The organism is Sphaerisporangium aureirubrum, assembly GCF_042658925.1.
Taxonomy (GTDB): domain Bacteria; phylum Actinomycetota; class Actinomycetes; order Streptosporangiales; family Streptosporangiaceae; genus Sphaerisporangium; species Sphaerisporangium aureirubrum.
On record NZ_JBHSRF010000104.1, the window covers coordinates 1 to 26,737 of the forward strand.

The 26,737-nt window shown below is 69.6% G+C and carries 24 protein-coding genes and 1 riboswitch; of the genes, 11 read left to right on the forward strand and 13 right to left on the reverse strand.

Going from position 1 to position 26,737, the window contains the following annotated elements; all coding sequences use genetic code 11:
- Window positions 1-539: 539 nt before the first annotated feature.
- The 4 genes from ACFP1K_RS37275 to ACFP1K_RS37290 all read right to left on the reverse strand — a co-directional run bounded on the left by ACFP1K_RS37275 (window position 540) and on the right by ACFP1K_RS37290 (window position 3,548).
- On the reverse strand, window positions 540-740 hold the full coding sequence (locus ACFP1K_RS37275; RefSeq protein ID WP_114033242.1) for a cold-shock protein: 201 nt from the start codon (window positions 738-740) through the stop codon (window positions 540-542).
- A gap of 340 nt (window positions 741-1,080) precedes the next feature.
- Window positions 1,081-1,356 carry a MoaD/ThiS family protein gene (locus tag ACFP1K_RS37280; RefSeq protein ID WP_380762459.1) on the reverse strand — a complete coding sequence of 92 codons (276 nt, stop codon included), beginning with the start codon at window positions 1,354-1,356 and terminating at the stop codon, window positions 1,081-1,083.
- A gap of 13 nt (window positions 1,357-1,369) precedes the next feature.
- Window positions 1,370-2,665 carry a threonine synthase gene (gene thrC, locus ACFP1K_RS37285; RefSeq protein ID WP_380762461.1) on the reverse strand — a complete coding sequence of 432 codons (1,296 nt, stop codon included), beginning with the start codon at window positions 2,663-2,665 and terminating at the stop codon, window positions 1,370-1,372.
- Window positions 2,666-2,679: 14 nt separating this feature from the next.
- A riboswitch (SAM riboswitch) is annotated at window positions 2,680-2,844 on the reverse strand.
- Window positions 2,845-2,984: 140 nt separating this feature from the next.
- Window positions 2,985-3,548, reverse strand: a complete 564-nt coding sequence (locus ACFP1K_RS37290; protein WP_380762463.1) for an RNA polymerase sigma factor — start codon at window positions 3,546-3,548, stop codon at window positions 2,985-2,987.
- A 163-nt stretch (window positions 3,549-3,711) separates the two neighbouring features.
- Between ACFP1K_RS37290 and ACFP1K_RS37295 the strand changes: the two genes are divergently transcribed.
- Window positions 3,712-5,139 carry an alpha,alpha-trehalose-phosphate synthase (UDP-forming) gene (locus ACFP1K_RS37295; RefSeq protein WP_380762465.1) on the forward strand — a complete coding sequence of 476 codons (1,428 nt, stop codon included), beginning with the start codon at window positions 3,712-3,714 and terminating at the stop codon, window positions 5,137-5,139.
- 87 nt (window positions 5,140-5,226) lie between these two features.
- The gene (locus ACFP1K_RS37300; RefSeq protein WP_380762467.1) at window positions 5,227-6,531 is read left to right on the forward strand and encodes an MFS transporter; all 1,305 of its coding nucleotides are present in this window, start codon (window positions 5,227-5,229) and stop codon (window positions 6,529-6,531) included.
- Here ACFP1K_RS37300 and otsB read toward each other — a convergent pair.
- Together otsB and ACFP1K_RS37310 are read right to left on the reverse strand one after the other, a co-directional pair.
- Window positions 6,499-7,296: a trehalose-phosphatase gene (otsB, locus tag ACFP1K_RS37305; RefSeq protein WP_380762469.1), complete on the reverse strand. Its 798-nt coding sequence runs from the start codon at window positions 7,294-7,296 to the stop codon at window positions 6,499-6,501. The genes ACFP1K_RS37300 and otsB overlap by 33 nt on opposite strands.
- Window positions 7,297-7,390: 94 nt before the next feature.
- Complete coding sequence (locus ACFP1K_RS37310) at window positions 7,391-7,735, reverse strand: DUF3263 domain-containing protein (protein WP_380762471.1); 345 nt, start codon at window positions 7,733-7,735, stop codon at window positions 7,391-7,393.
- A 236-nt stretch (window positions 7,736-7,971) separates the two neighbouring features.
- Between ACFP1K_RS37310 and ACFP1K_RS37315 the strand changes: the two genes are divergently transcribed.
- Window positions 7,972-8,778 (forward strand): SAM hydrolase/SAM-dependent halogenase family protein, encoded by an 807-nt coding sequence (locus ACFP1K_RS37315; RefSeq protein ID WP_380762473.1) that lies wholly within the window; start codon window positions 7,972-7,974, stop codon window positions 8,776-8,778.
- 73 nt (window positions 8,779-8,851) lie between these two features.
- On the opposite strand, the gene ACFP1K_RS37320 is transcribed toward ACFP1K_RS37315, so the two are convergent.
- The 5 genes from ACFP1K_RS37320 to ACFP1K_RS37340 all read right to left on the reverse strand — a co-directional run bounded on the left by ACFP1K_RS37320 (window position 8,852) and on the right by ACFP1K_RS37340 (window position 14,514).
- A complete protein-coding gene (locus ACFP1K_RS37320) occupies window positions 8,852-9,862 on the reverse strand; it encodes an ABC transporter ATP-binding protein (protein WP_380762475.1) in 1,011 nt (336 codons plus the stop codon).
- Window positions 9,846-10,883 carry an ABC transporter ATP-binding protein gene (locus ACFP1K_RS37325; RefSeq protein ID WP_380762477.1) on the reverse strand — a complete coding sequence of 346 codons (1,038 nt, stop codon included), beginning with the start codon at window positions 10,881-10,883 and terminating at the stop codon, window positions 9,846-9,848. Before ACFP1K_RS37325 ends, ACFP1K_RS37320 begins: the two co-directional genes overlap by 17 nt.
- Window positions 10,884-10,898: 15 nt before the next feature.
- On the reverse strand, window positions 10,899-11,819 hold the full coding sequence (locus ACFP1K_RS37330) for an ABC transporter permease (protein ID WP_380762479.1): 921 nt from the start codon (window positions 11,817-11,819) through the stop codon (window positions 10,899-10,901).
- Entirely contained in the window at window positions 11,812-12,753 is a 942-nt protein-coding gene (locus ACFP1K_RS37335; protein ID WP_380762481.1) for an ABC transporter permease, read from the reverse strand. Before ACFP1K_RS37335 ends, ACFP1K_RS37330 begins: the two co-directional genes overlap by 8 nt.
- A 114-nt stretch (window positions 12,754-12,867) precedes the next feature.
- Window positions 12,868-14,514, reverse strand: a complete 1,647-nt coding sequence (locus tag ACFP1K_RS37340) for a peptide ABC transporter substrate-binding protein (protein ID WP_380762483.1) — start codon at window positions 14,512-14,514, stop codon at window positions 12,868-12,870.
- A gap of 440 nt (window positions 14,515-14,954) precedes the next feature.
- Here ACFP1K_RS37340 and ACFP1K_RS37345 point away from each other — a divergent pair, with 440 nt between their 5' ends.
- From ACFP1K_RS37345 to argS, 7 genes are all read left to right on the forward strand, one after another.
- Complete coding sequence (locus ACFP1K_RS37345) at window positions 14,955-15,914, forward strand: ABC transporter permease (RefSeq protein WP_380762485.1); 960 nt, start codon at window positions 14,955-14,957, stop codon at window positions 15,912-15,914.
- Window positions 15,907-16,740, forward strand: coding sequence for an ABC transporter ATP-binding protein (locus tag ACFP1K_RS37350; protein ID WP_380762487.1), 834 nt, complete (start codon window positions 15,907-15,909; stop codon window positions 16,738-16,740). The genes ACFP1K_RS37345 and ACFP1K_RS37350 overlap by 8 nt, the downstream gene beginning before the upstream one ends.
- A 62-nt stretch (window positions 16,741-16,802) precedes the next feature.
- The gene (locus tag ACFP1K_RS37355; protein WP_380762489.1) at window positions 16,803-17,336 is read left to right on the forward strand and encodes a YbhB/YbcL family Raf kinase inhibitor-like protein; all 534 of its coding nucleotides are present in this window, start codon (window positions 16,803-16,805) and stop codon (window positions 17,334-17,336) included.
- A 159-nt stretch (window positions 17,337-17,495) separates the two neighbouring features.
- On the forward strand, window positions 17,496-17,675 hold the full coding sequence (locus tag ACFP1K_RS37360; RefSeq protein ID WP_347638806.1) for a hypothetical protein: 180 nt from the start codon (window positions 17,496-17,498) through the stop codon (window positions 17,673-17,675).
- Between the two features lie 172 nt (window positions 17,676-17,847).
- Window positions 17,848-18,447, forward strand: coding sequence for a DUF1707 SHOCT-like domain-containing protein (locus ACFP1K_RS37365; RefSeq protein ID WP_380762491.1), 600 nt, complete (start codon window positions 17,848-17,850; stop codon window positions 18,445-18,447).
- Between the two features lie 55 nt (window positions 18,448-18,502).
- On the forward strand, window positions 18,503-19,522 hold the full coding sequence (gene plsX / locus ACFP1K_RS37370; protein WP_380762493.1) for a phosphate acyltransferase PlsX: 1,020 nt from the start codon (window positions 18,503-18,505) through the stop codon (window positions 19,520-19,522).
- A gap of 72 nt (window positions 19,523-19,594) precedes the next feature.
- Window positions 19,595-21,337 (forward strand): arginine--tRNA ligase, encoded by a 1,743-nt coding sequence (gene argS / locus ACFP1K_RS37375; RefSeq protein ID WP_380762495.1) that lies wholly within the window; start codon window positions 19,595-19,597, stop codon window positions 21,335-21,337.
- Between the two features lie 714 nt (window positions 21,338-22,051).
- Here the strand turns inward: argS and ACFP1K_RS37380 are convergent.
- Window positions 22,052-22,846, reverse strand: a complete 795-nt coding sequence (locus ACFP1K_RS37380) for a PhzF family phenazine biosynthesis protein (protein WP_380762497.1) — start codon at window positions 22,844-22,846, stop codon at window positions 22,052-22,054.
- A gap of 185 nt (window positions 22,847-23,031) precedes the next feature.
- On the opposite strand from ACFP1K_RS37380, the gene ACFP1K_RS37385 reads away from it, so the two are divergent.
- Entirely contained in the window at window positions 23,032-23,391 is a 360-nt protein-coding gene (locus tag ACFP1K_RS37385; protein ID WP_380762499.1) for a cell division protein SepF, read from the forward strand.
- Window positions 23,392-23,412: 21 nt separating this feature from the next.
- Here the strand turns inward: ACFP1K_RS37385 and ACFP1K_RS37390 are convergent, their stop codons facing one another.
- Window positions 23,413-24,666 carry a hypothetical protein gene (locus tag ACFP1K_RS37390; protein ID WP_380762501.1) on the reverse strand — a complete coding sequence of 418 codons (1,254 nt, stop codon included), beginning with the start codon at window positions 24,664-24,666 and terminating at the stop codon, window positions 23,413-23,415.
- Between the last annotated feature and the right edge of the window lie 2,071 nt (window positions 24,667-26,737).

A 26,737-nucleotide genomic window follows, 5' to 3' on the forward strand; every position in this document is an offset into this window, starting at 1 on the left:
TGGTGGGAGCGCCCCACTTCTTCTCCAGCACGACGTTCCGGCCCTTGGGACCCAGGGTCACCTTGACGGCGTCGGCGAGCTGGTTCATACCGCGCTCGAGACCGCGCCGGGCGTCCTCATTGAACGCGATCATCTTGGCTGCCATACGGCTAGACCTCCCAGATACAGGGTGGCGTGCAGCGGATCGAGTCGACGCCCGCGACGGCATGTAGACCCGCGCCACCACGACACCTGTCGCCGTGGATCGGCAGGCCCCATCGCCTCGATCCCAGGTTGTCACTCCCGACGTGAGAGTGCCAACGAACTGTTTAGCACTCTACCCTGTCGAGTGCAAGCGGCAACCCCTATGACCTGGGCGGCGCACGGATTTCCCCGACCGTATGCGGAATATTGGACGCTGCCTCATCCGCGACGGGAGCGAAGCACGTGACATGACGAAAGGTTCGGCCGCCGCATCGGGCGACGGGCCGAACCTCCGCGCCTGCCGAATGGGAGAATCAGCGGGCCTCCGTCGGCGACCGGACGGTGCCGGCCCGGTGTCACACCGTGCGTACCGACTCCGCCTGCGGGCCCTTCTGGCCCTGTGTGATCTCGAACTCCACTCGCTGGCCCTGTTCGAGCGACCTGTATCCCTCGGCCAGGATCGCTGAGTAGTGGACAAAAACGTCCTTACCACCGTCTACCGCGATGAAGCCGTAGCCCTTGTCCGCGTTAAACCATTTGACGGTGCCCTGCGCCACTTTCCGACTCCTCTTGCTGGGCTCCGGACCCCGCCCACTCCTCCGCGGGGTCCGTGACCTTCGGAGCCGAGTCTTCATGCGAACTCTCGGCCACGTCGATCGTTATCGACCATACCTGTGACGAGGGTTGGCGCAACAGAGTCAATCAGCAAACTGAGTCTTGACGTTCGCTGTCGGCACGACGCGACTCTTTTTTGCCGGACTTTAGTTGGTTGACAATTGCACTACGAGACTGTGGGGCTATGCACTTCTTTTATGATAGCCGGGCTGATGGGGGGCCCAAGACACGCGAACGCCCGTGCGTCCTGCGGGCGCACGGGCGGTGCAACGTCGCGGAGAGTCAGCCTCCGGCCACAGCGGGGATAACCGAGATGCTCGCGCCCTCGGGCGTCACGGTGTCCAGACCATCCGCGAAACGGACGTCCTCTTCTCCGACATACACGTTGACAAAACGACGGATCTTGCCCGTTTCGTCCAGAATGCGCGCCCCGATTCCGGGGAAGTCGGCGTCCAGCTTCTGCAACACCTCGCGAAGGGTGCCCCCTTCACCGTTCACCTCCGACGCACCATCGGTGTAGGTACGGAGAATCGTCGGAATCCGTACAGAAACGCTCATTTACCTCGACCTTTCAGGAGTTGTCCGCGATTGCCGTACGGAATGCGTTGAGAGACGGTCTGATGACGGCGGTCGGCCTGGCGTGCGCGGAGACCGCGTCCAGGGTCTTCAGGCCCTCACCGGTGTTGAGCACCACCGTCTCGGCGTCGGGGTCCAGGACGCCGTTCTCGGTGAGCTTGCGCAGCACGCCGACGGTCACCCCGCCCGCCGTCTCGGCGAAGATGCCCTCGGTGCGGGCCAGCAGCCGGATGGCGTCCACGATCTCAGCGTCGGTGACGTCCTCCACCGCGCCCCCGGTGCGGCGGGCGATGTCGAGGACGTACGGCCCGTCGGCGGGGTTCCCGATGGCGAGGGACTTGGCGATGGTGTCCGGCCTGACCGGCTGGACGGTGTCGCGGCCCGCCTTGTACGCCGCGGAGACCGGCGAGCACCCCTCGGCCTGCGCCCCGAAGATCTTGTAGGGCTTGTCCTCGACCAGGCCGAGCTTGATCAGCTCCTGGAAGCCCTTGTCGACCTTGGTGAGCTGGGAGCCGGAGGCGATGGGGATCACGATCTGGTCGGGGATCCGCCAGCCGAGCTGCTCGGCGATCTCGAAGGCCAGGGTCTTGGAGCCCTCGCCGTAGAACGGCCGGAGGTTCACGTTGACGAACCCCCACCGCTCGCCGATGGGGTCGCCGATGAGCTCGGAGCAGAAGCGGTTGACGTCGTCGTAGTTGCCCTCGATGCCCACCAGCTTGCCGCCGAACACCGAGGCCATGACGATCTTGGCCTCTTCGAGGTCGGCCGGGATGAACACGCAGGCGTCCAGCCCGGCCCGCGCCGCCGCGGCGGTGACGGCGCCCGCGAGGTTGCCCGTGGAGGAGCAGGACAGGGTGGTGAAGCCGAAGGTGCGCGCCGCCTCCAGGGCGATCGCCACGACCCGGTCCTTGAACGAGTGGGTGGGGTTGCCGGAGTCGTCCTTGACGTGCAGGCTGCGCAGGCCGAGCTCACGGGCGAGGTTGTCGGCCTTGACCAGCCGGGTCCACCCCGGGGCCAGGTTGCGCTTGGTCAGGACGTCGGACGGCACCGGCAGCAGCGAGCGGTAGCGCCAGATGCTGGGCGGGCCCGCCTCGATCTGCCGGCGGGTCGGGATGTCGGCGGGGCCGTCGCCGGGGGTGGTCCAGGTGTAAGCCACTTCGAGTGGCCCGAAACACTCGATACAGGCGAAGCTCGGGCCGAGTGGATAGCGGGTGCCGCATTCGCGGCAGGACAGGGCGACGGCGGGTCCGAAGTCGACTGCGGTCGTTCTCTCAGCGGTTGCGAGCACCATGAAAAGAGGCCTTCCCCTCATCTGCGCCCGTCGACCACCTTGGTCGCGGGCCGGAATTGGCACCTGTCCCGGCTGGTCTGAGTTGGTCTTCAGTGCGTCGTTCGGAGACGCGTACGACCACAGCCGGGAGGGTTGCCGGGGCTTCGCAGGGCCGGTCCCTCCACCCCTCTGGATGAGCGCATATGCACTTGTAGAACCTGTCCGGCAACAGGGCCGGACGCAGGTCAATAGAACTCTACCTCGGACCCCAATGCCCCTGACCAGCCGTCTCAATCAACGAGACGCGCCGCCGGGGTGGCTGAGGGGTCGGGAGAGCCGGTCAGTACGAGCCGCCGTAGGCCTCGCCGAGGGCCGCCTGGACGTACTTTCTCGCCTGGTGGATGCGTGACTTGGCGGTGCCGAGAGGGATGCCCAGCTGCTCGGCGACCTCGTTGTAGTCCAGCTGGCAGAAGTCACGTAAGACCAACGCCTGCGCCAGGTCCGGTTTGTCCGCCTCCAGGGCCTCCATCGCGTCCAGAAGGTCCAGCCGCGATCCCGCGATCACGCTGACCCGCCGGGGATCGGCCCGGGTCTGCGGCAGCTCCTCGGACGCCTGCTCGGCCGCGCGGCGCTTCAGCGCGCGGTAGGTGGTGCGGGCGCAGTTGGCCGTCACGATGTGCAACCAGGTGGAGAAACGGGCCCTGCCCTCGAACCGGGCGATGTTGCGCGCCACCGCCAGCAACGTATCCTGGCTAGCCTCCTCCGCGTCCTGGTGGTAGGGCAGGAGCCGGGCACAGTGGCGCAGCACTTCGGGCTCGACACGGCGGAGAAGCTCTCCCAGCGAGCGGTGGTCACCTTGGGCGGCGGCACGGGCCAGCTCTTCTGTCCTGTCGTCAAGCACCATGCCGGAGTCCCTTCCGACCACCCGTGCGATGTCCGCGCCTGGCCACCCGCCCATCTTATGGGGGGCGTAAATTTTATTGACCCCGGCGGCCACGCGCGCTGCGCAGCGGAGAGGAACGGCGAGGGACGACCGCCACACGGCGGACGAGGAGTGGTGATGTCGGATGAATACTGTTCTGCTGGCCTCGAACCGAGGTCCCGTGTCCTTCATCCTCGCGGATGACGGCACGCTGACGCTACGCCGCGGTGGGGGCGGCATGGTGTCGGGCCTGCAGGAGGTCGCCAAGGCCTCCGATGTGCTGTGGGTGTGCGCCGCGCTGTCCGACGGCGACCGCGGCGCGGTGCGCCGCGCGCCGAGCGGGCGCCTGGACCACGCCGGGTACGACACCGGGGCCGTCCGCATGCTGGACATCCCGCCCGCGACGTTCCACCGCGCCTACAACGCGGTGGCCAACTCGACCCTGTGGTTCGTCAACCACCTGCTGTACGACATTCCCAACTCTCCGCACTTCGACATGCGCTTCCGCCGCGAGTGGGACTCCTACCGCGACTACAACGCCGCGTTCGCCCTGGCCCTGGCCGAGGAGGCCGCGCACGGCGCCCGGGTGATGATCCAGGACTACCACCTGACCCTCGCCCCGGCGATGCTCCGCGTGGAACGCCCCGACCTTCGCATCGGCCACTTCTCCCACACCCCGTGGGCCCCGCCCGAATACTTCTCGCTGCTGCCGGACGACATCGCGGCCGAGCTGCTGTCCGGCATCCTCGCCGCCGACCACGCGGGGTTCCTCGCCGGGCGCTGGGCGGCGTCGTTCATGGACTGCTGCGAGGCCCTGCTCGGCGCGCAGGTCGACCGGGCCGCGCGCACCGTGACGTACGAGGGCCGCACCACCCACATCGGCGTGCACGCCCTCGGGGTGGACGGCGACGCGCTGTGGGCCAGGGCGCTGGAGCCGGACGTCGAGTCCCACATGCACGCGCTGCGCGAGCGCGTGGGCGACCGCAAGCTGATCGTGCGCATCGACCGCACCGAGCTGTCCAAGAACATCGTGCGCGGCCTGTACGCCTACCGGCAGTTCCTCACCGACCATCCCGAGTGGCACGGCAAGGTGGTCCACCTGGCGTTCGCCTATCCCTCGCGGCACGACCTGCCCGAGTACCGCGAGTACACCGCGGCCGTCCAGCGCTGCGCCACCGAGATCGAGGACGAGTTCGGCAGCGAGGACTGGGACCCGCTGATCCTCAACGTCGACGACGACTACGCCCGCTCGCTGGCCGCGTACCGCATGGCCGACGTGCTGCTGGTCAACCCCATCAGGGACGGCATGAACCTCGTGGCCAAGGAGGGCCCGATCCTGTCCCCCCGCTGCGCCCTGGTGCTGTCCAGAGAGGCCGGCGCCGCCGCCGAGCTCGGCGCGGACTCGCTGCTCGTCAATCCCTACGACGTGTCGGGCACCGCCCACGCGCTGCACGAGGCCCTGGAGCTGCCCGTGGAGGAGCGGGCCAAGCGCGGCGCCCGGCTGCGCGCCGCGGCCACGGCGCTCCCGCCGAGCCGCTGGTTCGCCGACCAGCTCGCCGCCCTGGAGCGCTGACCGTCCCCCTCGCCCGGCGTTCCTCGGCGATCGCCCCGATGATACGTTCGAGGCTGTTCGTACAGTTTCGAGGCGTCCGGGGGGCCTGTGAGTTCGTCCACGTCCGCCCGGCTCTCGGAAACCGGGCCGGTCCGGCTGATCAGGGACCGCGTGACCTGGCTCATCTACCTCCAGCTCGTCATCTTCGCCACCTACCTGTACGGCATGTCGGCCGCCCTGCCCCTGCTGCGCATCGACCAGGGCGTCTCCCAGGCGGTGGCCGGCCTGCACGGCACCGCCATGGCGGTGGGCGGCATCCTCACCGGCCTGGTCATCCCGTGGCTGGTGTCCCGGTTCGGCCGGGGCCCCGCGACCTGGATCGGCGTGTTCACCACGGCCTGCGGCGCGCTGCTGGTGGTGCTCACCTCGGCGCTGCCCGGCACGCTGCTCGGCTACGGTCTGGCCAGCGGCGGCGGCACGGTCACCCTGTACGTCGGCATGTCGGTGCTCAGCGGCCACCACGGCCAGGCGGGCCCCGCGGCGATCAACGAGGCCAACGCGGTCGGAGTGACCGTCGGCATCGGCGCCTCGTACCTGATCAGCGTGCTCGGCCAGTCCACGCTCGGCTGGCGGGCCGGCATCCTGATCACCCCGATCGCGGCCGTGCTCCTGCTGATCGTGATGGGCCGGGTGCGGCTCCCCGCCGCCGACGCCCCGCCGATCGGCGCCCCGCCCGCGGACGCGCCACCCATCGGCGCCTCGGCCTCGACCGCGGACGTCCCGGCCGCGGAGGCGCCGCCCGTCGCCACGCCATCCGGGAAGAACGCGCCGGCGCCGCTCGGCCTGCCCTTCCACGCGGCCTGCGCGGTGCTGTTCTGCCTGGTGGCCACCGAGTTCCTGTTCAACGTGTGGGCGGCCAAACTGCTGGCCGACCAGACGGGCATGGCGGCCGCCGCCGCCGCGACCGGGCTGACGGCGTTCACCGCCGGGATCGCGGTCGGCAGGTTCGCCACCGCCCGCCTGGCGCTGCGCTACGCCCCGACGCCCCTGCTGGTGGCCGCGCTGGCGATCACGCTGGTGGGCTGGGCGGTGTTCTGGCTGAGCGGCGGCCCCGTCGCGGGCTACCTGGGGCTGGCGCTGAGCGGGCTCGGCGTGGCCGTGCAGTTCCCCCTCGGCCTTTCCCGCATCATCGCCGCGTCGGGTGGCCGCCCGGACCGCGCGGCCGCCACCGCGTCGATCTGGGCCAGCGTCGCGGTGGGCGTGGGGCCGTTCGCGCTCGGCGCCATCGCCGACGGCCTCGGCACGCGGACGGCCTTCCTGATGGTGCCCGTGCTCATCGCCCTGGCGTACGCCGGGATCGCGCTGAGCTCCCGGCGGGCCTCACCGGCCCTCGACGGCGCCGGCCAGGGCTGACAGGAGCGCCGCGACCCCGGCGGGGCCCTCCACCACCACGTCGGCGAGCGCGGCCAGCCCGGTCACCTCGGCCGAGGCGCTGCACACCGTCACCCCGGGCAGCCCCGAGCGGCGCACCGCCTCGAACGCGGCGAGGTCACCGAGGTCGTCCCCCGCGAACAGCACCGACCTGGCGCCGCGCTCGGCGAGGAAGGCGTCGAGGGCACGGCCCTTGTCCATGCCGGTGGGCCTGATCTCGATGACCAGCCGTCCCGGCTCGACGGTCAGCCCTGTCTCGGCGGCGAGCTTCGCCAGCGGCTCGCGCAGCACGCGCAGGGCCCCCTCCGGGTCGGCGGCGCGCCGGGTGTGGACGGCTAGCGCCCGGCCCTTGTCCTCGATGCCCACGCCCGAGTCCCCGTCCCCGGTGAGCGGCAGGCCGAGGGAGGCGATCAGGATGGGCAGTTCCGCGCGCACCCGCGCCACGCCGGGAGGGGGCGGCGGCGAGGTGACCCGCCCGTCCTCCCAGCGCTCCAGGCCGTACTGTCCGAGCACCACGAGGCCCGGTACGTCCGCCAGCCCCGGCCCGCCCGCCACCTCGCCGTAGGCGATCGCGGTGGCCGCGGGGCGCCCCGTCACGATCACCACCGCGCCCACCAGGCCGCCGAGGCGGGCCAGCGCGGCGGCGGCACGGGGGTCGACCCGGGCGTCTGCGGGGTCGGGGACGATGGGCGACAGCGTGCCGTCGAAGTCGACGCCGATCACCGCGCCCCCCGGATCGGCGATCATGGCCGCGATACCCGGGATATCCGGCAAAACATGAAGATTCACGGGTTCAGCATTACCCCTCGGACCGGGGACGCATGCCGACGCCGTCCACCGGTCAGGGGCGCATGCCGAACCGGCGGGCCGCGCGCTCGCGGCGGCGGACGGCGCGGAGGCGTTGCAGGCGCTTCACCGTCATCGGGTCGTGGGCCATGGCCTCCGGACGGTCGATCAGCTGGCCGAGCAGCTGGTAGTACCGGGTCGCGGAGACGTCGAAGGTCTCGCGGATCGCCTGCTCCTTGGCGCCCGCGTGGCGCCACCACTGGCGTTCGAAGGACAGCAGCTCGCGCTCGCGCGTGGTCAGCTCTCCTTCGGTCCCGGCGACCGGGGCGGGCTCGGCGCCGGCGCGGGGGGCGGGGAGTTCCTCGGGGTCGCCGTCACCGGGCTCGGGCGCGGTGTCCATGCTGTCCTCCTCGGTCGGGCACGCGGGAGACGTGGACGCACGCCGGGGCCGGGGGAGACCGGGGCCGGAGGACGACGCCCGGGGTGAGCGACCCTGAGCCACGACGCGCGCGTGCGGCCCGTCGCCATGGTAGTCGGGAATCCACCATCGTTCATGACAGTCACGACAGTTCGAAAGGCGCACCTGCCCCCTGACGCCCTATGATCGCGGGATCCCACGACGTACAGTCCCCAAGTGTGACCTCTGCCATCACACTCCTCACCGACTATGGCCTGGACGACGGGTGCGTGGCCTCCTGCCACGGGGTGATCATGGGGATCGCCCCGGAGGCGCGCGTCATCGACATCTCCCATCTGGTCCCGGCGGGCGACATCCGCCGCGGGGCCGCGATCCTCGCGCAGACCCTGCGCTACCTCCCGGCGGGCGTGCACGTCGCCGCCGTGGACCCCTCGGCGGGCGGCGCGCGGCGGTCCGTCGCCGTCGAGGCGGGCAACCGCGTGTTCATCGGCCCGGACAACGGCCTGCTGTCGTGGGCGCTGCTGGCGTCCGGCGGGGCGCGGGCGGCGTACGAGGTGGCCAACGACGAGCTGTTCCTGACGCCGGTGTCGCCGACGCTCCTCGGGCGGGACGTCTACGCGCCGGTCGCCGCGCACCTGTGCTCGGGACGAAAACCCGCCGACGTCGGGCCCGAGTTGCCGCTGGAGCGCCTCGTGTCGCTGCCCGCACCGACCGCCCGGCTAGGCGAGGGGGCCGTGGAGGGAGAGGTGCTGTCGGTCGACGGCTACGGCAACGTGCAGCTGTCGGTCACCGCGGGCGACCTCGCCGCGCTCACCATCCAGGTGGGGGACACGCTGGTGGTCGCCATCGGGCGGCGGCGGATGACCCTGCCGTTCCGGGACTCCTACGCGGCGGTGACGCCGGGCACGCTGGTGGCGTACACCGACTCGGCCGGCATGGTCGCCTTCGCGATCAACTCGGGTGACGCGGCCCAGCGGCTCGGGCTGCCTCCCGGCGCCCACGTGCGGGTGGCGCGCGGCGCGTAGCCCCCTCGGGCCCCGGAACACGAAACCCTCCACAGGCCGGGCCTCTGGAGGGTTTCCGCGTCATGCGCCGCCGTCAGATGTGGATGACGTCGTGCTCCTCGGCGAAGTGGCAGGCGCTCGCGTGGTTACCCGCCCGGATCTGCAGCAGCGGCTCCTGCTCGGCGCAGATGTCCTGCGCCTTCCAGCAGCGGGTGCGGAAGCGGCAGCCCGACGGCGGGTCGGCCGGCGACGGCGGGTCGCCCTGCAGGATGATCCGCTCGCGCTGCTCGCGCCCCACCGGGTCGGGCACCGGCACCGCCGACAGCAGGGCCTGGGTGTACGGGTGGGCGGACCGCTCGTAGATCGCCTCGTCCCGGCCCAGCTCGACGATCTTGCCGAGGTACATCACGGCGACCCGGTCGGAGATGTGGCGGACCACCGACAGGTCGTGCGCGATGAAGATGTACGCGAGGTTGAACTCGTTCTGCAGACGGTCCAGCAGGTTCATCACCTGGGCCTGGATCGACACGTCCAGCGCCGACACCGGCTCGTCGCAGACGAGGATCTCCGGCTGGAGCGCGAGGCCGCGGGCGATGCCGATGCGCTGGCGCTGGCCGCCGGAGAACTGGTGCGGGTAGCGGTTGATGTGCTCGGGGTTGAGCCCGACCACATCCAGCAGTTCCTGCACCTTGCGGCGGCGGTCGCCCTTGGGCGCGACCTCGGAGTGGATCTCGTAGGGCTCCCCGACGATGTCGCCGACCGTCATGCGGGGGTTAAGCGAGGTGTAGGGGTCCTGCATGACCATCTGGATGTTGCGGCGCATCCGCTTCAGATCGCCGCCGGTCGCCTTGGTCATGTCCCGGCCGTTGATCCGCACCTCGCCCGAGGTGGGCCGCTCCAGCGCCATGAGCAGCTTGGCGAGGGTGGACTTGCCGCAGCCCGACTCGCCGACCACACCCAGCGTCTCGCCGCGGTGCAGGTCGAAGCTGACCCCGTCCACGGCCTTGATGGCGCCGATCTGACGCTTGAGGACGATGCCCTGCGTCAGCGGGAAGTGCTTGACCAGGTCCCGGACCTCCAGGATCCGCTCAGCCGGCTGTGCCATCGAGGACCTCCCGGTAGTAGTGACAGGCGCTGCTGCGCGCCCCGTCGATCTCGAACAGCGGGGGCACGTCGGTGACGCAGTTGTCCCGGCGGTACGGGCAGCGCGGGTGGAAGGAGCAGCCCGTGGGAAGGTTCAGCAGGTTGGGCGGAAGTCCCTTGATCGCGTAGAGGTCCTGGCCCTTCTGGTCGACCCTGGGGATCGACTCGAGCAGGCCCTCGGAGTAGGGGTGCGCGGGGTGCTTGTACAGGTCGTAGACCGGGGCCTTCTCCACGATGCGCCCGGCGTACATCACCGCGATCTTGTCGGCGACGTCGGCCACCACGCCGAGGTCGTGCGTGATCAGGATGAGCCCCATGTTGCTCTCGCGCTGGAGCTCGGAGAGCAGTTCCATGATCTGCGCCTGGACGGTCACGTCCAGGGCGGTGGTGGGCTCGTCGGCGATCAGCACCTCGGGATCCAGCGCGATCGACATCGCGATCATGATGCGCTGGCGCATGCCCCCGGAGAACTGGTGGGGATAGTCGTTCACCCGCTGCTTGGCGGCGGGGATGCGGACGCGGTCCATCAGCTCGACGGCCTTCTTCATGCCCTCGCGCTTGGACATGGAGCGGTGCACGCGGAACATCTCGCTGATCTGCCAGCCCACGGTGAACACCGGGTTCAGCGCGGAGAGCGCGTCCTGGAAGATCATGGCGATGCGCTGGCCGCGGACCTGGCTGCGCGCCTGCTCCGACAGCTTGAGCAGGTCGGTGCCCTGGAAGCGGACCTCGCCCTTCGGGATGCGCGCCGGAGGCATGTCGAGGATGCCCATGATCGCCTGGGCGGTCACCGACTTGCCGGAACCGGACTCACCGAGCACGGCGAGGGACTCCCCGGCGTTCACGGTGTAGCTGACGCCGTTGACGGCGCGGACCAGGCCCTGCCGGGTGACGAACTCCACGTGCAGGTTGTCCACCGCGAGCAGCGGAGTGGCCGCGGCCTCGTCGGCGGGGATGTGCGTGTCGATTGTCGGGTTGCTCACCTTCGGTGCCCTCTCCTACCGCAGCTTCGGGTCAAGCGCGTCACGTACCGCGTCACCCAGCATGACGACGCTGAGGATGGTAAGGCTGAGGAACAACGCGGGGAACAACAGCGGCAGCGGTGCCTCCAGGAACCGGTTGCGCGCGTCCGCGATCATCAGACCCCAGGAGATCTGCGGCGACTGGATGCCCACGCCGAGGAAGGACAGCGCCGCCTCGGCGGCGATGAACGCGCCGAGGTTGATCGTGGAGACCACGATCACCGGGGCGACGGCGTTCGGCAGGATGTGCCTGCCCATGATCCGCCACGGGCTGGCGCCGAGCGCGCGGGCCGCCATCACGTAGTCCTGGTGCTTGGCCGTGATGACCGCGGCGCGCATGATGCGCAGGATCATCGGCCAGGCCAGGACCGACAGGGCGAGCACGACGCTGGCGATGCCGGCGTTGTCGCGGCCGATCACCGCGAGGATCAGCAGGGCGCCGAGCACGGACGGGATGGCGAAGAAGATCTCGGCGACCCTGGAGAGGATCACGTCGACCCACTTGCCGTAGAACCCGGCGAGCAGGCCGAGCGCGCCGCCGATCACGCCGGTCACGATGGCGCTGACGAAGCCCACGATGATCGAGACCCGGGCGCCGTGGATGACCCGCGAGTAGACGTCGCAGCCGAGGTTGTCGCTGCCGAACCAGTGATCGCCGGAGATGCCCTGCCGTGCCCGCGTCAGCGAGCAGGTCTGGGGATCCACCCCGACGCTGTCGAACAGGCCGGGGAACGCCGAGATCAGGACGAACAACGACACCATGGCCGCGCCGATGATGAACACCGGGTTGCGGCGGAGGTCGTACCAGGCGTCCGACCACAGGCTCGCCGGCTTCTCGCCCTTCGCGGACGTGGACGGCGCCGGCGTGGGCGCCGTGGTGAGGGTGTCGTTACTCATAGCGGATCCTGGGATCGAGGACGGCGTACAGCAGGTCGACGAAGAGGTTTGCCAGGATGTAGATGAGGACCAGCACCGTCACGATGCCGACCACCACGTCGTTCTCGCGTAGGTACACGGACTGGAAGAGCTGTTGTCCGATGCCTGGCAGGTTGAAGATCGTCTCGGTGATGACCGCGCCGCCCATCAGGGTGCCGAGGTCCGCGCCGAGATACGTCACCAACGGGATCAGCGAGTTGCGCAACGCGTGCCGTCCGAGCACCCTCCGCCGGGGCATGCCCTTGGCGATGGCCGTGCGGACGTAGTCGGCGCGCAGCGTCTCCATCAGGCTCGTCCGGGTGAGCCGGGTGAGATAGGCGATCGAGACGGTGGCGAGCACGAAGCCCGGCAGCAGGTAACTTCGCAGGCCGTCCTGTACACCGGCGACGGGGAACAACCCGAAGCCGAGGGCCCGCTTGAGGCTCACGCCGAGCACCAGTTGCAGCACGAAGCCGCTGACCAGGGTGGGGATCGACACCAGCAGGAGCGTCCAGGCGAGGATCGCCTTGTCCTCCCACTTGCCGCGGCGCAGGGCCGCCCAGAATCCCAGGCCCACGCCGATGATGGCCTCGAAGATGAGGGCGGCCATGGCGAGCTTGAAGGTGACCTGGAACTTGCCCTCGAAGATGGTGGACACCGGCAGGCCACGGAAGGTGGTGCCGAAGTCTCCGCTCAGGATGTCGCGGACGTAATATCCGTAGCGCACGACGAGCGGATCATTAAGATGGAACTGTTCTCTCAACGCCGCGGCGAACACGGGGTCGACGCGTTTCTCGCCCGCCAGTGCCTGCAGGGGGTCGCCAGGCAGCGCGTAGACGATGGCGAAGATGAGGAACGTGGTGCCTACCAGTACAGGGATTGCCTGGAGCAGGCGCCTGATGACGTAGCGGCCCATACAGTCTCCCGATCATTGCAAAGGGCAGCCCGCCGCAACCATGGGCTGCCCTCATGGGGTCGTCGCCCACTCCGGGTGACTCGAATGTATCGAATCACCCGGAGTGGGTGAACATCAGGCCTTCTCTACGTTGAACAGGTCGATCCGCTCGAACGGGTCGATCTTCACGTTCTTCACGTGCGTGGAGAACGCCCCGTTGGTCTGGTAGAAGTACACCGGAATGTAGGGCAGCTCGTCCAGCAGCAGATCATCTGCCTTCTGGTAGGACTGCACGCCCTCTTCGATGGTCTTGGCCGAGTCGCCCTGGGTCAGCAGGTCGTCGAACTCCTTGCTGCTGTAGCCCGAGTAGTTCGAGCTGGCGCCGGAGCCGAAGATCGGCCGCAGGTAGTTCTCGGGCGACGGGTAGTCCATGATCCACGCCATACGGAACGCGCCCGGCCACTTCTTGGCGCCGAGGTCGTCGAGGATGGTCGCGAACTTCTCCACCGGCTTCGGCGTGACCTCCGCACCGAGGTTGGTGCGCAGGTTGTTGGCGACGGCCTCGATCCACTCCTTGTGGCCGCCGTCCGCGTTGTAGCCGATCTCGATCGCGCCCGCCTTGGCACCGCCGGCCTGCTCGAACAGAGCCTTGGCCTTGGCGGGGTCGTAGGTGCAGGCCTCACCACAGGCGCCCTGGCGGTAACCGGAGACGACCGGGCTGATGAAGTCGTCGGCCGGAACACGGGTGCCGGAGAAGACCGTCTCGGTGATCGTCTTGCGGTCGATCGCCATGGAGATGGCCTTGCGGATGTCCTTGTTCTTGGCGTAGTCGCCGCCGTTCTTGATCGGGAAGCCGATGTACCCGATGCCCGAGGACGGCTGCTCGATGTAGCGGTCGCCGAACTCCTGCTTGGCGGTCGAGATCGCCTCGGCGGGCAGCTGGTCCATGATGTCCAGGTTGCCGGCGCGCAGGTCGTTGAACGCGGTGTTCAGGTCGGTGTAGATCTTGAAGTCGACCGCCTCGATCTTCGCCTTGCCCTCGCTGAAGTCGTCGTTGCGGACCGTCGCGATGGTCTGGTCCGAACCGCGCTTCCACGGCTTCGACATCTTGAAGGGGCCGTTGCCGATCGGGTTCGACCCGAAGTCGGCCTTCAGCTTGCCCTCGGACTCGAAGGCGGCCTTCGGCAGCGGGTAGAAGGCCGTGTAGCCGAGCATGGTCGGGAAGCCGGAGAACGGGTTCTTCAGCTCCACCGTGAAGGTCGTGTCGTCGACGACCTTCAGGCCCGACAGAGTGGTCGCGGTCGGGGTCTTGCCCTCGCCCGGGTTCATCTCGTCGTAGCCGGCGATGCTGCCGAAGAAGTAGTTGCCCTCCTGGGCGTTGGCACCGTTGGCCGTGAAGTTCCAGGAGTCGACGAAGTTCTGCGCGACGACGGGCTCACCGTTGTGCCACTTGTAAGTGCCCTTGAGCTTGATCGTCCACATCTTGGAGTCAGGCGACTCGATGGATTCGGCCACGCGGTTGTACGGCTTCTTGTCCGCGTCGTAGTCCACAAGACCGACGAAGAGCGCGTTCAGCACCTCAGCGCCGCTGGTCTCCGTGGTGTTGCCGGGAATGAGATCGTGCTGGGGTTCGGCGATCTCGACCCGCACCGCCCCGGCCGCTCCCGCCCCGGCGCTGGAGCCGGCGCCGGACGTGTCGCCGCCGCCACCACCACACGCCGCGACCGCGAGTGCGAGCAGCGCGGTGCCGACGACGATCTGTGCGCCCTTGGTCACACGCATCGTGGATTAATCCTCCCTCTAAGGTGGGCGTTGAGCACTGAGCCTGCTCATGCCGGTCGCTTCCAGGGGATCTGGCCCCGAAATCGCGGCATGCTCAAATCAGTTGCGCCCTGCCAGTCGACCGCGAGCATCCCTCACTACTTCTCACCAGGGAGTCTCTGGCACGTTGCAGTTCGGTCACACGTGGTCCTGTCGGGCGTCACACGCATACCAACTAGCCCTGGCGCTAATGCCCTAACACGGCATAAACGCCCCCCTAACGTACACATGCTCTCCTTGTGCTCGCACCACAACGGACGGGGAGCGCCGCCGTGACCACCGATGACGACCTGCGAGGTCGTGATCGGCTATGCTCGGCTCAGGCTGGCAGCAGTGTGACTTGGACCCAGAGAGGGCCACCGTAGGCACCTCATTCACCGGCATCCAATAGAGTCCTTGCCATGAGTCAGCCGGAATCCGCTGTCGCGGACTCCCGGGCGGGCGACCGGGCGGGCGGCTCCTCCCACAGCGGGAAGGAACCACTGTCCGCGCTCGCCGAGCGCCACGGGTTGCGACGCGCCATCGCGCGCCCCAATCTCCCCGTTTACCTGCGCCAACTGTGGGACAGGCGCCACTTCGTGCTCACGTACGCCACGTCGCGTAACGTCTCGAAGTACTCCAGCTCGGCGCTCGGCCAGCTCTGGCAGGTGCTCACGCCCCTGCTGAACGCCGGGGTCTACTACCTCATGTTCGGCCTGATCCTCGGGCAGAAGAAGGACCTGACGAACTACACCGCCTTCCTCATCACCGGTGTGTTCGTCTACGGCTACACCCAGCGGTCCATCACCGGCGGCGCCAAGTCGATCTCCGGCAACCTCTCACTGATACGCGCCCTCCACTTCCCGCGTGCCGCGCTGCCCCTGGCGTACACCATCCAGGAGTTCCAGCAGCTCGCCATCTCGATGGGCGTCCTGTTCGTCATCGTGCTGGTGACCGGCGAGCCGCTGACCTGGTTGTGGCTGCTCATCCCCTGCGCGCTGCTCCTCCAAACGATCTTCAACGTCGGGGTGGGCCTGCTCCTGGCGCGGGTCGGCGCGTCCGTGCGGGACATGAACCAGCTGTTGCCGTTCATCCTGCGCACCTGGCTCTACACGTCCGGCGTCTTCTACAGCATCCCGGCCAAGATGAAGGACCAGCCCGACTGGGCGCGCTTCCTGCTGGAGTTCAACCCGCCATCGGTCTTCATCGACCTGATGCGCGGCCTCCTCATGGGGAGCTACCGGCACGACCTCGTGCGCAACGGTTTCCCGCACGCCAGTATGGGTCAGCTGTGGCTATACGCTGGCATCTGGGCCGCCGTGGCGTTGATCGGCGGCTTCTGGTACTTCTGGCGGGCCGAGGAGAGGTATGGCCGTGGCTGAGCTGACCGAGGAGCAGGCCCGCGTGACCCAACCACACGAGCAGGACGCCCCGGCCGCCACCCCGGCGCCGGAGCCGGAGGACACGCGCGCGCCCACCGTCGTGGTCGACGACCTGCACATCGTCTACCGCGTGTACGGCGCGGCGAGCAGCGCCGAGAAGGGCAACGCCGCCAACGCGCTGCTGCGCCTCATCCGCCGCCAGGGCCGCCCCCAGATGCGCGAGGTGCACGCCGTCAAGGGCGTCACCTTCGTGGCCAGGCACGGCGACGCCATCGGCGTCATCGGCCGCAACGGCTCGGGCAAATCCACCCTGCTGCGCGCCATCGCCGGCCTGCTCCCCCCGCACAAGGGCTCGGTGTTCACCGACGGCCAGCCGTCCCTGCTCGGCGTCAACGCGGCGCTGATGCGCGAGCTCACCGGCGAGCGCAACATCGTGCTCGGCTGCTACGCCATGGGCATGACCCCCGCCCAGGTCCGCGAGCGCTACGACGAGATCGTCGAGTTCTCCGGCATCGGCGACTTCGTGCAGTTCCCCATGTCGACGTACTCCTCGGGCATGGGTGCCCGGCTGCGCTTCGCCATCGCCTCGGCCAAGACCCACAACGTCCTGCTCATCGACGAGGCCCTCGCCACCGGTGACCGCGACTTCAAGCGCAAGAGCCAGGAGCGCATCCACCAGATGCGCAAGGAGGCCGGCACGGTCTTCCTGGTGGCGCACAACCTCGACGTCATCGAGGAGACCTGCAACCGCGTCATCTGGCTCCACAAGGGCAAGATCAAGATGGACGGCGACCCCGCCACGGTACTGGCGGCCTACAACGCCTGACCCGGGACGGACCGGGCAAGATGGGGGGCGTCCGAGAACGCCCCTTCCATCGGAGGTCGACCGTGCCGAAGCAGCCACCGATTCCGTATGACTTCCTGCCCGAGGTCCCCTCGCTCACCGTCGAGAGCGACGACGTGGCCGACGGGCAGACCATGTCCGACGACCACGTCTTCGACGACTGGGGCATGAGCGGGGGCAACGTCTCCCCGCACCTGCGCTGGTCCGGCGCTCCCGAGGGCACCAAGAGCTTCGCCGTGACGTGCTACGACCCCGACGCGCCCACCGGCAGCGGGTTCTGGCACTGGCTGGCGTTCGACATCCCCGCGGACGTGACCGAGCTGCCGTCCGGCGCCGGGGGCGGCGACTTCAAGGGACTGCCCGAGGGATCGGTCCAGTCGCGCAACGACTACGGCATCCAGCGGTACGGCGGCGCCGCCCCGCCCCCTGGCACGCCGCACCGCTACCTGTTCGCGGTGCACGCGCTCTCGGTCGAGAAGCTCGGCGTCGGCCCGGACACCGCGCCCGCCGTCGTCGGCTTCAACATCACCGCCAACACGCTGGCCCGCGGCTACATCGCGCCGGTCTACCAGACCTGAGGCCGATGCTCCCACCCCGTATCCATGGGGCCATCGGTGCGCGGCACGACTCGGCGGGCTAGACCGTACAGAAGTCCGACACGAGACGTGAAAGCTGCTGACACTGTGCTCGCTGTTCCACTATGATTCGAACGGAGATTCGAACCCAGGGGAACGGTGATGGAGTGGGGGTGCGGGGTGCGGGAGCTGGCGAACGCGATTGATCAACTGTCCGCCGAAGATCCGTCGGACATTCCACGTGGCCTGCTCGCCGAGCAGCTCATCGAGCTGCACTGGCAGATGGCCCGCCTGCAGGCCCAGATCGCCCGCCGCACCTACGTGCGCGACCCGGACACCTGAACCCTCACCTCCACTCCACCCCCAGCGAACCGGCCACCGCCCAGGCGGGCACGGCCGGTTCGCTCACATCCGGCCCGGTTCCCTCACGGCAGGGATTTTCTCCCGCCCGGAAACCCAGACCGAGACCGCGGATATATCGCGACATATCTTGAGTTGGGTTACGCTGGTCGCCGTGAGTTCTCTACAGCCTTTCGAGTCCGGCGACACCGCTCAGCGGGCCTCGGACGCCGACCGGGACCGGGTCGCCGCTCTCCTCGGGGACGCGCTCGCCACCGGCCGGCTCACCAGCGTCGAGCACGCCGACCGGCTGGAGGCCGCCTACACGGCCGTCACCGTCGGCGACCTGGTGCCCCTCACCAAGGACCTCCCGCCCACCAACCTCCCCGCCACTGCGGTCAGCGCCGACCACCAGTCGGTGTCGGCCGTCTTCAGCAAGGTGATCCGCGGCGGCCGATGGATCGCCGGGCGGCACACCCGGCTGCGTTCCACCTTCGGCGCCCTCATCGTCGACCTGTCCGACGCCGTGCTCCCCGGCCGGGAGATCACCCTCGAGCTCAACTCGACGTTCGGCAAGCTCATCGTGCGGGTCCCGGCCAACGCGCGGATCATCGACGAGGGCAGCGCCCTCTTCTCCAAGCGCCACATATCCGGCGGCGCCCAGGGGGAGGACACCAACGCCCCCGTGATCCGGATCACCGGACGCGCCGCGTTCGGGAAGATCGTGGTCTCTCGGGGAGCCGCCGACTGGCACTGGCCCTGGCGCGCGGAGTAGTCCTTCCAGCCGCCTACGATGCGGGACACAACCTGATTCCGCATGAGGTGACCGCTTGGACGGCATTCCGCCGATAGCCCTGGACGCGATGGGAGGCGACCACGCGCCCGGCGAGATCGTGGCGGGCGCGGTAAAGGCCGTGCGGGAACTCGGCGTACCCGTCGTCCTCGTCGGCGCCCCCCGTGCCATCTCCGAGGCCCTCGCGACGCACGACGCCCGCGGCGAGATCCCGATCGTCCGCGCGGAAGAGGCCATCGCCATGGACGAAGGCGCCCTCGCCAGCCTGCGCCGCCCCCGCTCCAGCATCGCGATCGCCTGCCACCTCGTGCGCCGCGGCGACGCCTCCGCCGTCGTGTCCGCCGGATCCACCGCCGGAGTGGTCGCCACCGGCAAACTCCGGCTGCGCGCGCAGCCCGGCGTGCTGCGGCCCGCCATCGCCGTCCCCCTGCCGACCCGCCCCCGCCCGACGGTGCTCCTGGACGCCGGGGCCACCACCGACGTCAAGCCCGAGATCCTGGTGCAGTTCGCCCACCTCGGCATCGCCTACGCCGAGACCGCGCTCGGCGTCGCCCGGCCGCGGGTCGGCCTGCTCACCATCGGCGGCGAGGCCGAGAAGGGCAACAAGGTCACCAAACGGGCGCACGAGCTGCTCAGCGCGGCGCCCAACGTGCACTTCGCCGGCAACATCGAGGGCCACGACCTGCTGTCCGGCACCGTCGACGTGATCGTCACCGACGGATTCACCGGCAACGTGGCGCTCAAGACCATGGAGGGCACCGTCCGGTACGCCTTCGCCGAGCTGCGCGAGGCCATCGCGTCCGGGCCGGTCGCGCGGTTCGGCGCGCTGCTCCAGCGCGGGCGCCTGCGGGCGCTGCGCCGCCGCCTGGACCCCGAGGCGTACGGCGGCGCGGTCCTGCTCGGGCTGAACGGCACGGTGGTCATCGCGCACGGCTCCTCGACGGCCGGTGGCATCGCCGCCGCCTGCTCGCTGGCGGCCACCCTGGCCCGGCACGACACCGTCACGCGGATCGGCGAGCAGGTGACCGCGGGCTCCAGGTCACACCGCCGCCGCTGACCCCGCCCCGGTCGTCCACGGCCGTCCACAGGCCGCCCCGGGCCGGTCATGATCTGAAGATATCCTTGGTGCATGACCGACCCGCAGCTCGTGCTCACCGAGCGGGTCCAGCAGGCGCTGGGCACCGCCTTCGGCGAGGAGTACGCAAGCGCAGACCCGCTGATCCGGCCGTCCCAGTTCGCCGACTACCAGGCGAACGTCGCACTTAGCCTGGCCAAGCGACTGCGACGCGCGCCGCGGGAGGTCGCCCAGGCCATCGCCGACGCCCTCGACTCCGGGGACGTCTTCGCCAAGGTCGAGGTCAGCGGCCCCGGCTTCATCAACATCACCTTGCACGACGACTGGATCGCCGCGCAGGCCGCCCACGTCCTGGCCGACCCGCGGGCCGGCGTCGGCTTCACCACGCCCCCGCGCACCGTCGTGATCGACTACTCCGCGCCGAACGCCGCCAAAGAGATGCACGTCGGCCACCTGCGCACCACCATCGTGGGCGACGCGCTGGCCCGCCTGTCCGCCCATCTCGGCAACCGCGTCGTCCGGCAGAACCACCTCGGCGACTGGGGCACCCCGTTCGGCATGCTGATCGAGCACCTCCTCGACAGCGGCGAGGCCTTGTCCCTCACCCGGCTCGAAGGCGGCGAGGGCAACGAGTTCTACCAGGAGGCCCGCGCCAAGTTCGACAGCGACGACGGTTTCAAGGAGCGCTCCCGGCGCCGGGTCGCCACCCTCCAGGCCGGCGACTCCGAGACCCAGCGGCTGTGGCATCTGTTCATGGACGCCACCATCCGCTACTTCAACAAGGTCTACTCCCTGCTCGGCGTCACCCTCACCAACGACGACATCGCCGGCGAGAGCATGTACAACCCGCTGCTCGCCGAGACCTGCGCCGACCTCGAGGCCGCCGGCGTGGCCGTGATGAGCGAGGGCGCGCTCTGCCTGTTCCCGCCCGGCTTCACCGGCAGCGACGACAAGCCGCTACCTCTGATCATCCGCAAGAGCGACGGCGGGTACGGCTACGCCACCACCGACATGGCCGCCATCCGGTACCGCGTGCGCGACCTCAAGGCCGACCGCATCATGTACGTCGTCGGCAACGAGCAGTCCCTCCACTTCCAGATGGTCTTCGCCGCCGCCCGCCAGGCGGGCTGGCTCCCCGAGGACGTCTCCGCCGAGCACATCGTCATCGGCATGATGCTCGGCTCCGACGGCCGCCGGTTCCGCACCCGCAGCGGCCAGTCCATCAAGCTGGTGGACCTCCTGACCGAGGCCGTCGACCGCGCCGACGCCGCCATCGCCTCACGCGGCTACGACGACGCCACCCGCGCCCAGATCGCCCGCGCCGTGGGCATCGGCGCCGTGAAGTACGCCGACCTCTCGGTGAGCCACGACAGCGAGTACATCCTCGACTTCGACCGCATGCTCTCCTTCACCGGCAACACCGGCCCCTACATGCAGTACGCCACCGCCCGGATCCGCTCCATCTTCCGCAAAGCAGACCTGGACCCCGCGACCTTCACCACGGCTCCCCCCGCCCTCACCCTCACCGAGCCCGCCGAACGCGCCCTGGCCCTCCAGCTCCTGAGCTTCCCCACCGTCATAGAAGGCGCCACCGCAACCGCCGAACCCCACCGCGTCTGCGCCTACCTATACGAAACCGCCAGCACCTTCACCACCTTCTACGAAACCTGCCCCATCCTGAAACCAGACGTCCCCCCCACCACCCAAACCACCCGCCTAGCCCTAGCCGCCCTAACCCTAACCACCCTCCAAACAGCCCTAACCCTCCTAGGCGTCCCCATCCCCACCCGCATGTAGCCCCACAAGGCCACCGCCGCAAAGGCCACCACCCGCCCGCACGGCACCCCTTCCCCGGACGTAGCGCCTCGGCCACCCCACCGTCCGCTACTCTCCAGCGCCCTCCCTCCGGCGCCGAAGTGGCGGGCCCGCCCGCACGGCACCCGTTCCCCGGACGTAGCGCCTCGGCCACCCCACCGTCCGCCACTCACCAGTGCCCTCCCTCCGGCGCCGAAGCGGTGGGACGTGGTACGGCGAACCCGGCGCCGCCGTACGGCGGAAAACCTGTGGTGTGCACAGCGCCGACGAAACGGTCCTTGCGAAGGACGCGCTTCGCGCGGAAGGGCACAAGGGCTGTGTTCATGCGGGGGACACCCCCGCACCCCCGAGCCTGCCGGGCTCACCCTGCGCCGCCGTGACGCGTTCCGTGAGGCCGGTGTCCCGCCGTACGACGGCGCCGTATTCGGCATACCACGTCCCGCCATCTCGGCGCCGATATGACGAACCCGACGAGGCGGCGGGGGGCTTCGTGGCGGCGCCGTCGATGTTGATCACAGGTATGGCGCCGGGGCGTTGCGCGACGACTGCTGGGGACCGTACCCAGGGGCCTGACCAGCAGATCACATAGGGCACAAAGCTCGCATACCACCGGGGTGGTCGCGACGTGCGTCCCGGCGGTGGGGGCGGAGTTCCGGCTCTGGCTCGGACCTTGGGGTCAGACCTGGGACGTCGGCGTCAGACGTGGAGGTCGCCGGACCAGATGGTGATCGCGGGGCCGGAGAGGGTGGTTCGGGGGTGGGTGTAGGTGGTGTGGATGGTGCCGCCTCGGGGGGAGAGTTGAGCGCCTACTAGGGTGTTTTCGCCGAATTTGGTGGACCAGTACGGGGAGAGCATGCAGTGGGCTGAACCTGTTACCGGGTCTTCGGGGACGCCGGCGTTGGGGGCGAAGAAACGGGAGACGTAGTCGATGCCGGTGGAGCGGTCCGCGGCCGGTGCGGTGACGCAGACGGCGCGGGCGTCGAGGGTGGTGAAGGCCTCGATGTCGGGGGTCAGATCCCGGATGACCTGCTCGGACTTGAGTTCCACCAGGATGTCCATCGGGCCCGCGCCGACCCACTCGGGGGTGGCCCCGAGGGCCTCGGGGAGGATCGCGGGGGTGGGGATCTCGGTGGGGAGGTAGGCGGGAAAATCCATCGAGATAAATCCGTTATCGAGGAGTTTCGTGGTCAGGATTCCACTTCTGGTGGAAAATTCGATGGCGCCCGAGGCGGCCCCTGTGGAATACAGGATGTGGGCCGCGGCCAGGGTGGCGTGGCCGCACAAATCGACCTCGACGGCAGGGGTGAACCACCTCAGGCCGTAGGGGTGCCCCTCTTCACGGGGGGTGACGAAGGCCGTCTCGGAGTGCCGCATCTCTCTGGCCAGGGACTGCATCCAGTCGTCGGATCTCGGGGATTCCAGCAGGCAGACGGCCGCGGGGTTACCCTTGAAGGGCCGGTCGGTGAACGAATCGACGGTGAAGATGCGCATGCCGACGATCTTAACGACCCCCAGATAACCGGTCGAAACGGCCAGGAAATCCGTGCAAAATCAAAAGCACCGGGCGTGTCGCGCGGCCCCAGGCGGCACGTCGGTTACGGTCATTTGTGTCGGGGCACGGCGAATACGGCCGGTTCTCGCGGAAAGGACAGCCGATGGGGGCAGTGCGCAGGGTGGTGAGTTACCTTGGCCTGGGCGATGGGGATCAGTACGAAGAGCCCTACGAGTACGGCGAGTACGAGGATGAGTGGATGCCCGCGTCGGAACGGGCCGCCAGGCGATGGAGGTCCGGCGGTGAGCCCGCGCGGATCGTGATGGTCCGTCCGCGGAAGTACTCCGATGCCCTGATCGTGGGACAGCACTTCCGCGAGGGGCAGGCCGTCATCATGGACGTCTCCGGCATGCCCACCGCCGAGGCGACCCGTCTGGTCGACTTCGCCGCCGGTCTGACCTACGGCTGCGAGGGCCGTATCGAGCGCATCGCGGACAAGGTCTTCCTCCTGGCGCCCGCGGACATCGAGATCACCACCACCTGATTCCCCGGACCGTCCGGGGGGTCAGGGACGGGGGTCGGCGATGGCGGGACCCCGGCGCAGGAGCCGGGTCAGGGTGGCGAGGTCGGCGGTTGCCGTGTCGGCACGCTGGAGCGCCTCCCTGGCGTAGTCGTGTAACGCCCAGACGGCGGTGTCGGCCACCATGCGGAGTTCGGTGATCTCTCGGTGTACTCGCCGTGCCTCGGCCTGTTCCCGCTGGCTGCGGCGCCACAGGATGAAGCCGGCGACGCCGCCGAGCACCAGGCTCGCCACGGCGAACAGCTCGGAGACGGTGAAAGCGAGGATCAGCGCCACGATGGGGAGGAACGCGGGGCCGTACGCGAGCCAGCGTCCGGACATGCGGGCCTCTCCGTCGGCGGTGATGGCCGCCTCGGCGTCGACGAGCGACGTGCCGTCGGGGCCTTCGGGGCGCAGGAGGATCGGGTGGCCGTTGATCGGGACGGTGAGCTCGTCCGGCGGCGCGAGGCGGGTCTCCTCGGCGAGTTCCTCCGCCGCCGACCGGACCACGGGGGCGGCGACGTGGAAGGCGATCGCGGCGAGCCGCGGGTCCGCGCCTTCGCGTAGGTCGTCCAGCAGGTGGTCGGTGAGCGGGTGGGGCGGGGCCGGTTCCTGGGCGCCGGTGAGCGACCTCAGGGCCGCCAGCGACTCGGCGTCGGGTCCCTCGGGGGACGGGGTGTCGGGTGGCGCGGTGATCTCGGTGCAGCGGGCGAGGAGGCGGGAGAGCCGGTCGGCCGCCTGGACGGGGCGGGCGATGTCCGGCAGGTCGGCCAGCTGCGGGAGCGCGGTGAGGGCGGGTGACGGCTCGATGACGGGCTCACCGGGGATCAGGGCGTTCAGCCAGCGCTCCGGTTCCGTAGCGGACGTCACGGCCGCCGCGTCGAGCCTGCGCAGCACGAAGATCTTTCCGGCTGGGCCGTAGGCGCCCCGGGCGGCGGCCGTCCACAGGGCGCGTTGCCCCGCGGTGACCGGCTGTTCGGTGGTGAGGTCGCCGAAGGCCGTGCCGAGCCAGGAGGCGTGGACGCGCTCGCTGTGCCCGCTGACCGCCAGCGCCAGGCAGAGGAACTGCGCCGTGCTCACCTCGTCCAGCTCCGCGGCCCGGTCGAACGGTCCCCCCGCGTCCTGCCCGTCAAGAGCGAGCAGCAGCGCCTCGATCGCCGCCCCCAGCCACACCCCAGGGCTGTCCAGCACCCCTTCCGCCGGTGGCGGTGGCGTCCCCCCCGTGGCAAGGCAAGCGACCAGCGCCTCCGCGTACGCCACCAGCCCCGAAGGCTCCTCCGCTGGAACAGGTGCTGAGAGCGGCACCGTCTCACGTATCGGCTGGGCGGGACTCACCGCTCCCGACGCCCCGTGATCGGCACTCAGATCCATGCTCAATGCGGGCAGCTCCCCGAAGGCGTGCGACAGCCCCGACCGCGAGGGTCCGCCGGGCACTGCCATGACCGCGCCCAGGTTAGTTCGTCCACCCACCCCCATGCGTGACGGCACGCCGAGCCACAGCCACCTGGCTGACGAGGTTGAGGAACAGGCCGCATCGCACTCCCCGGGCGGCAACGGGTGGCCGCGCGCATCGCGGTGACGAACCACGGGTGGGTGGAGACCTCCCAGGGGGAAGGGTGGCCGCGCACATCACGGTGACGAACCACGTGTGAATGGAGACCTTCCGGGGGGGAAGGGGGGCTGCGCACATTGCGGTGACGAACGCCATGTGGGCGGAGACCTCAGCCTGGGGTGGGGGGATTGGACGGGCGACCCGCACATCTGCGGGACGGAGGCTGCGCGGGTTTGGGCGTGCAGTGATGGACAAGCTGAGAACACAAAACGGGTGGGCCTCGTCCACGCCAAGGCCGGCGCTGTATTCACCGTTCCACGCCCCGTCGCCTTGGGCGCCGGGGAGGGGGGCGCAGCGGGGGACGTGGAGGGGAAACGGAGAGGGAACCTCGGGATAGGAAGGGTGAGGTGGGGTGGGGTGGAGTGGAGACGGTGGGTGGGAACGGTGGTGAGCGCTTCGGCCGGGTGCCGGCTTCTCGCCCGCGCGGCGGCCCCGGATTCCCCGTACCGCAGTCCGCCATTGCGGTACTGATGCACGAACCCTCAGATGGTGACGGGATTCAGGAGCCATACACGCGGGGCGTTGAGGCGGCGCGGGGGGATGGACCGGGACGTGTCGGGGTGGAGCACTATGCGCCCGGCACGCCCGGGGGGTGCGGGTGCCCCCTGCAGGGGAACAGTCCTTACGCCTTCCACGCGAAGCGCGTCCCCCGCAGGGACCGTTTCATCAGCGCCGCTCACACCACGGGTTTTCGGCCGTACGACCGCGCCGTACGCCGGCGCCGCACGTCGGCACCGTACGTCGGCGCCGCCACGAAGCCCCGCCGCCTCGTCGGGGTCCGTCAATCGGCGCCGAGACGGCGGGACGTGGTACGGCGAATCCGGCGCCGTCGTACGGCGGGACACCGGCCTGGCGGAACGCGTCACGGTGGCCCAGGATGAGCCCGGCAGGCTCGGGGGTGCGGGGGTGTCCCCGCAAGAACACAGCCCTTGCGCCTTCCGCGCGAAGCGCGTCCTTCGCAAGGACGATTTCATCGGCGCCGTACACGTCGGGTTTCCGCCGTTCGGCGGCGCCGTACGACCGCGCCGCACGTCGGCGCCGCACGTCGGCACCGCCACGAAGCCCTGCCGTCTCGTCGGGTTCGTCATTCGGCGCCGAGACGGCGGGTCGTGGTGCGGCGAATTCGGCGCCGCTGTACGGCCGGACACCGGCCTGGCGGAACGCGTCACGGCGGCGCGGGGTGAGCCCGGCAGGCTCGGGGGTGCGGGGGTGTCCCCCGCATGAGCACAGCCCTTGCGGCTTCCGCGCGGAGCGCGCCCTCTGGCAAGGACCGTTTCACCGGCGTCGCCCGCACGCGGGTTGTCCGCCGTACGGCGGCGCCGGGTTCGCCGTACCACGTCCCGCCGTCTCGGCGCCGGAGACAAACCCGGACTCGGAGGGCGGACGGGTGGGGCGAGTGCTGGTGCCGGTGCACCGGCACCGGCACCGGCACCGGCACCAGCACCAGCACCAGCACCAGCACCAGCACCAGGAGCGGAAGCAGCGGGAGGGGGAATGTTTCGTGGGACGCGAAAAGGCCGCCCGGGGGGTGAGCCTGGGCGGCCGTTGCTGTGATGACGCGAGGGATACCGGATGCGTCGGGAACGCGAAAAGGCCGCCCAGACAAGTCTGGGCGGCCGTTATCGTGACAACACACCAGGTGTGTTGTGAATGTTTGTCCGGCGGTGTCCTACTCTCCCACACCGTCCCCGGTGCAGTACCATCGGCGCTGAACAGCTT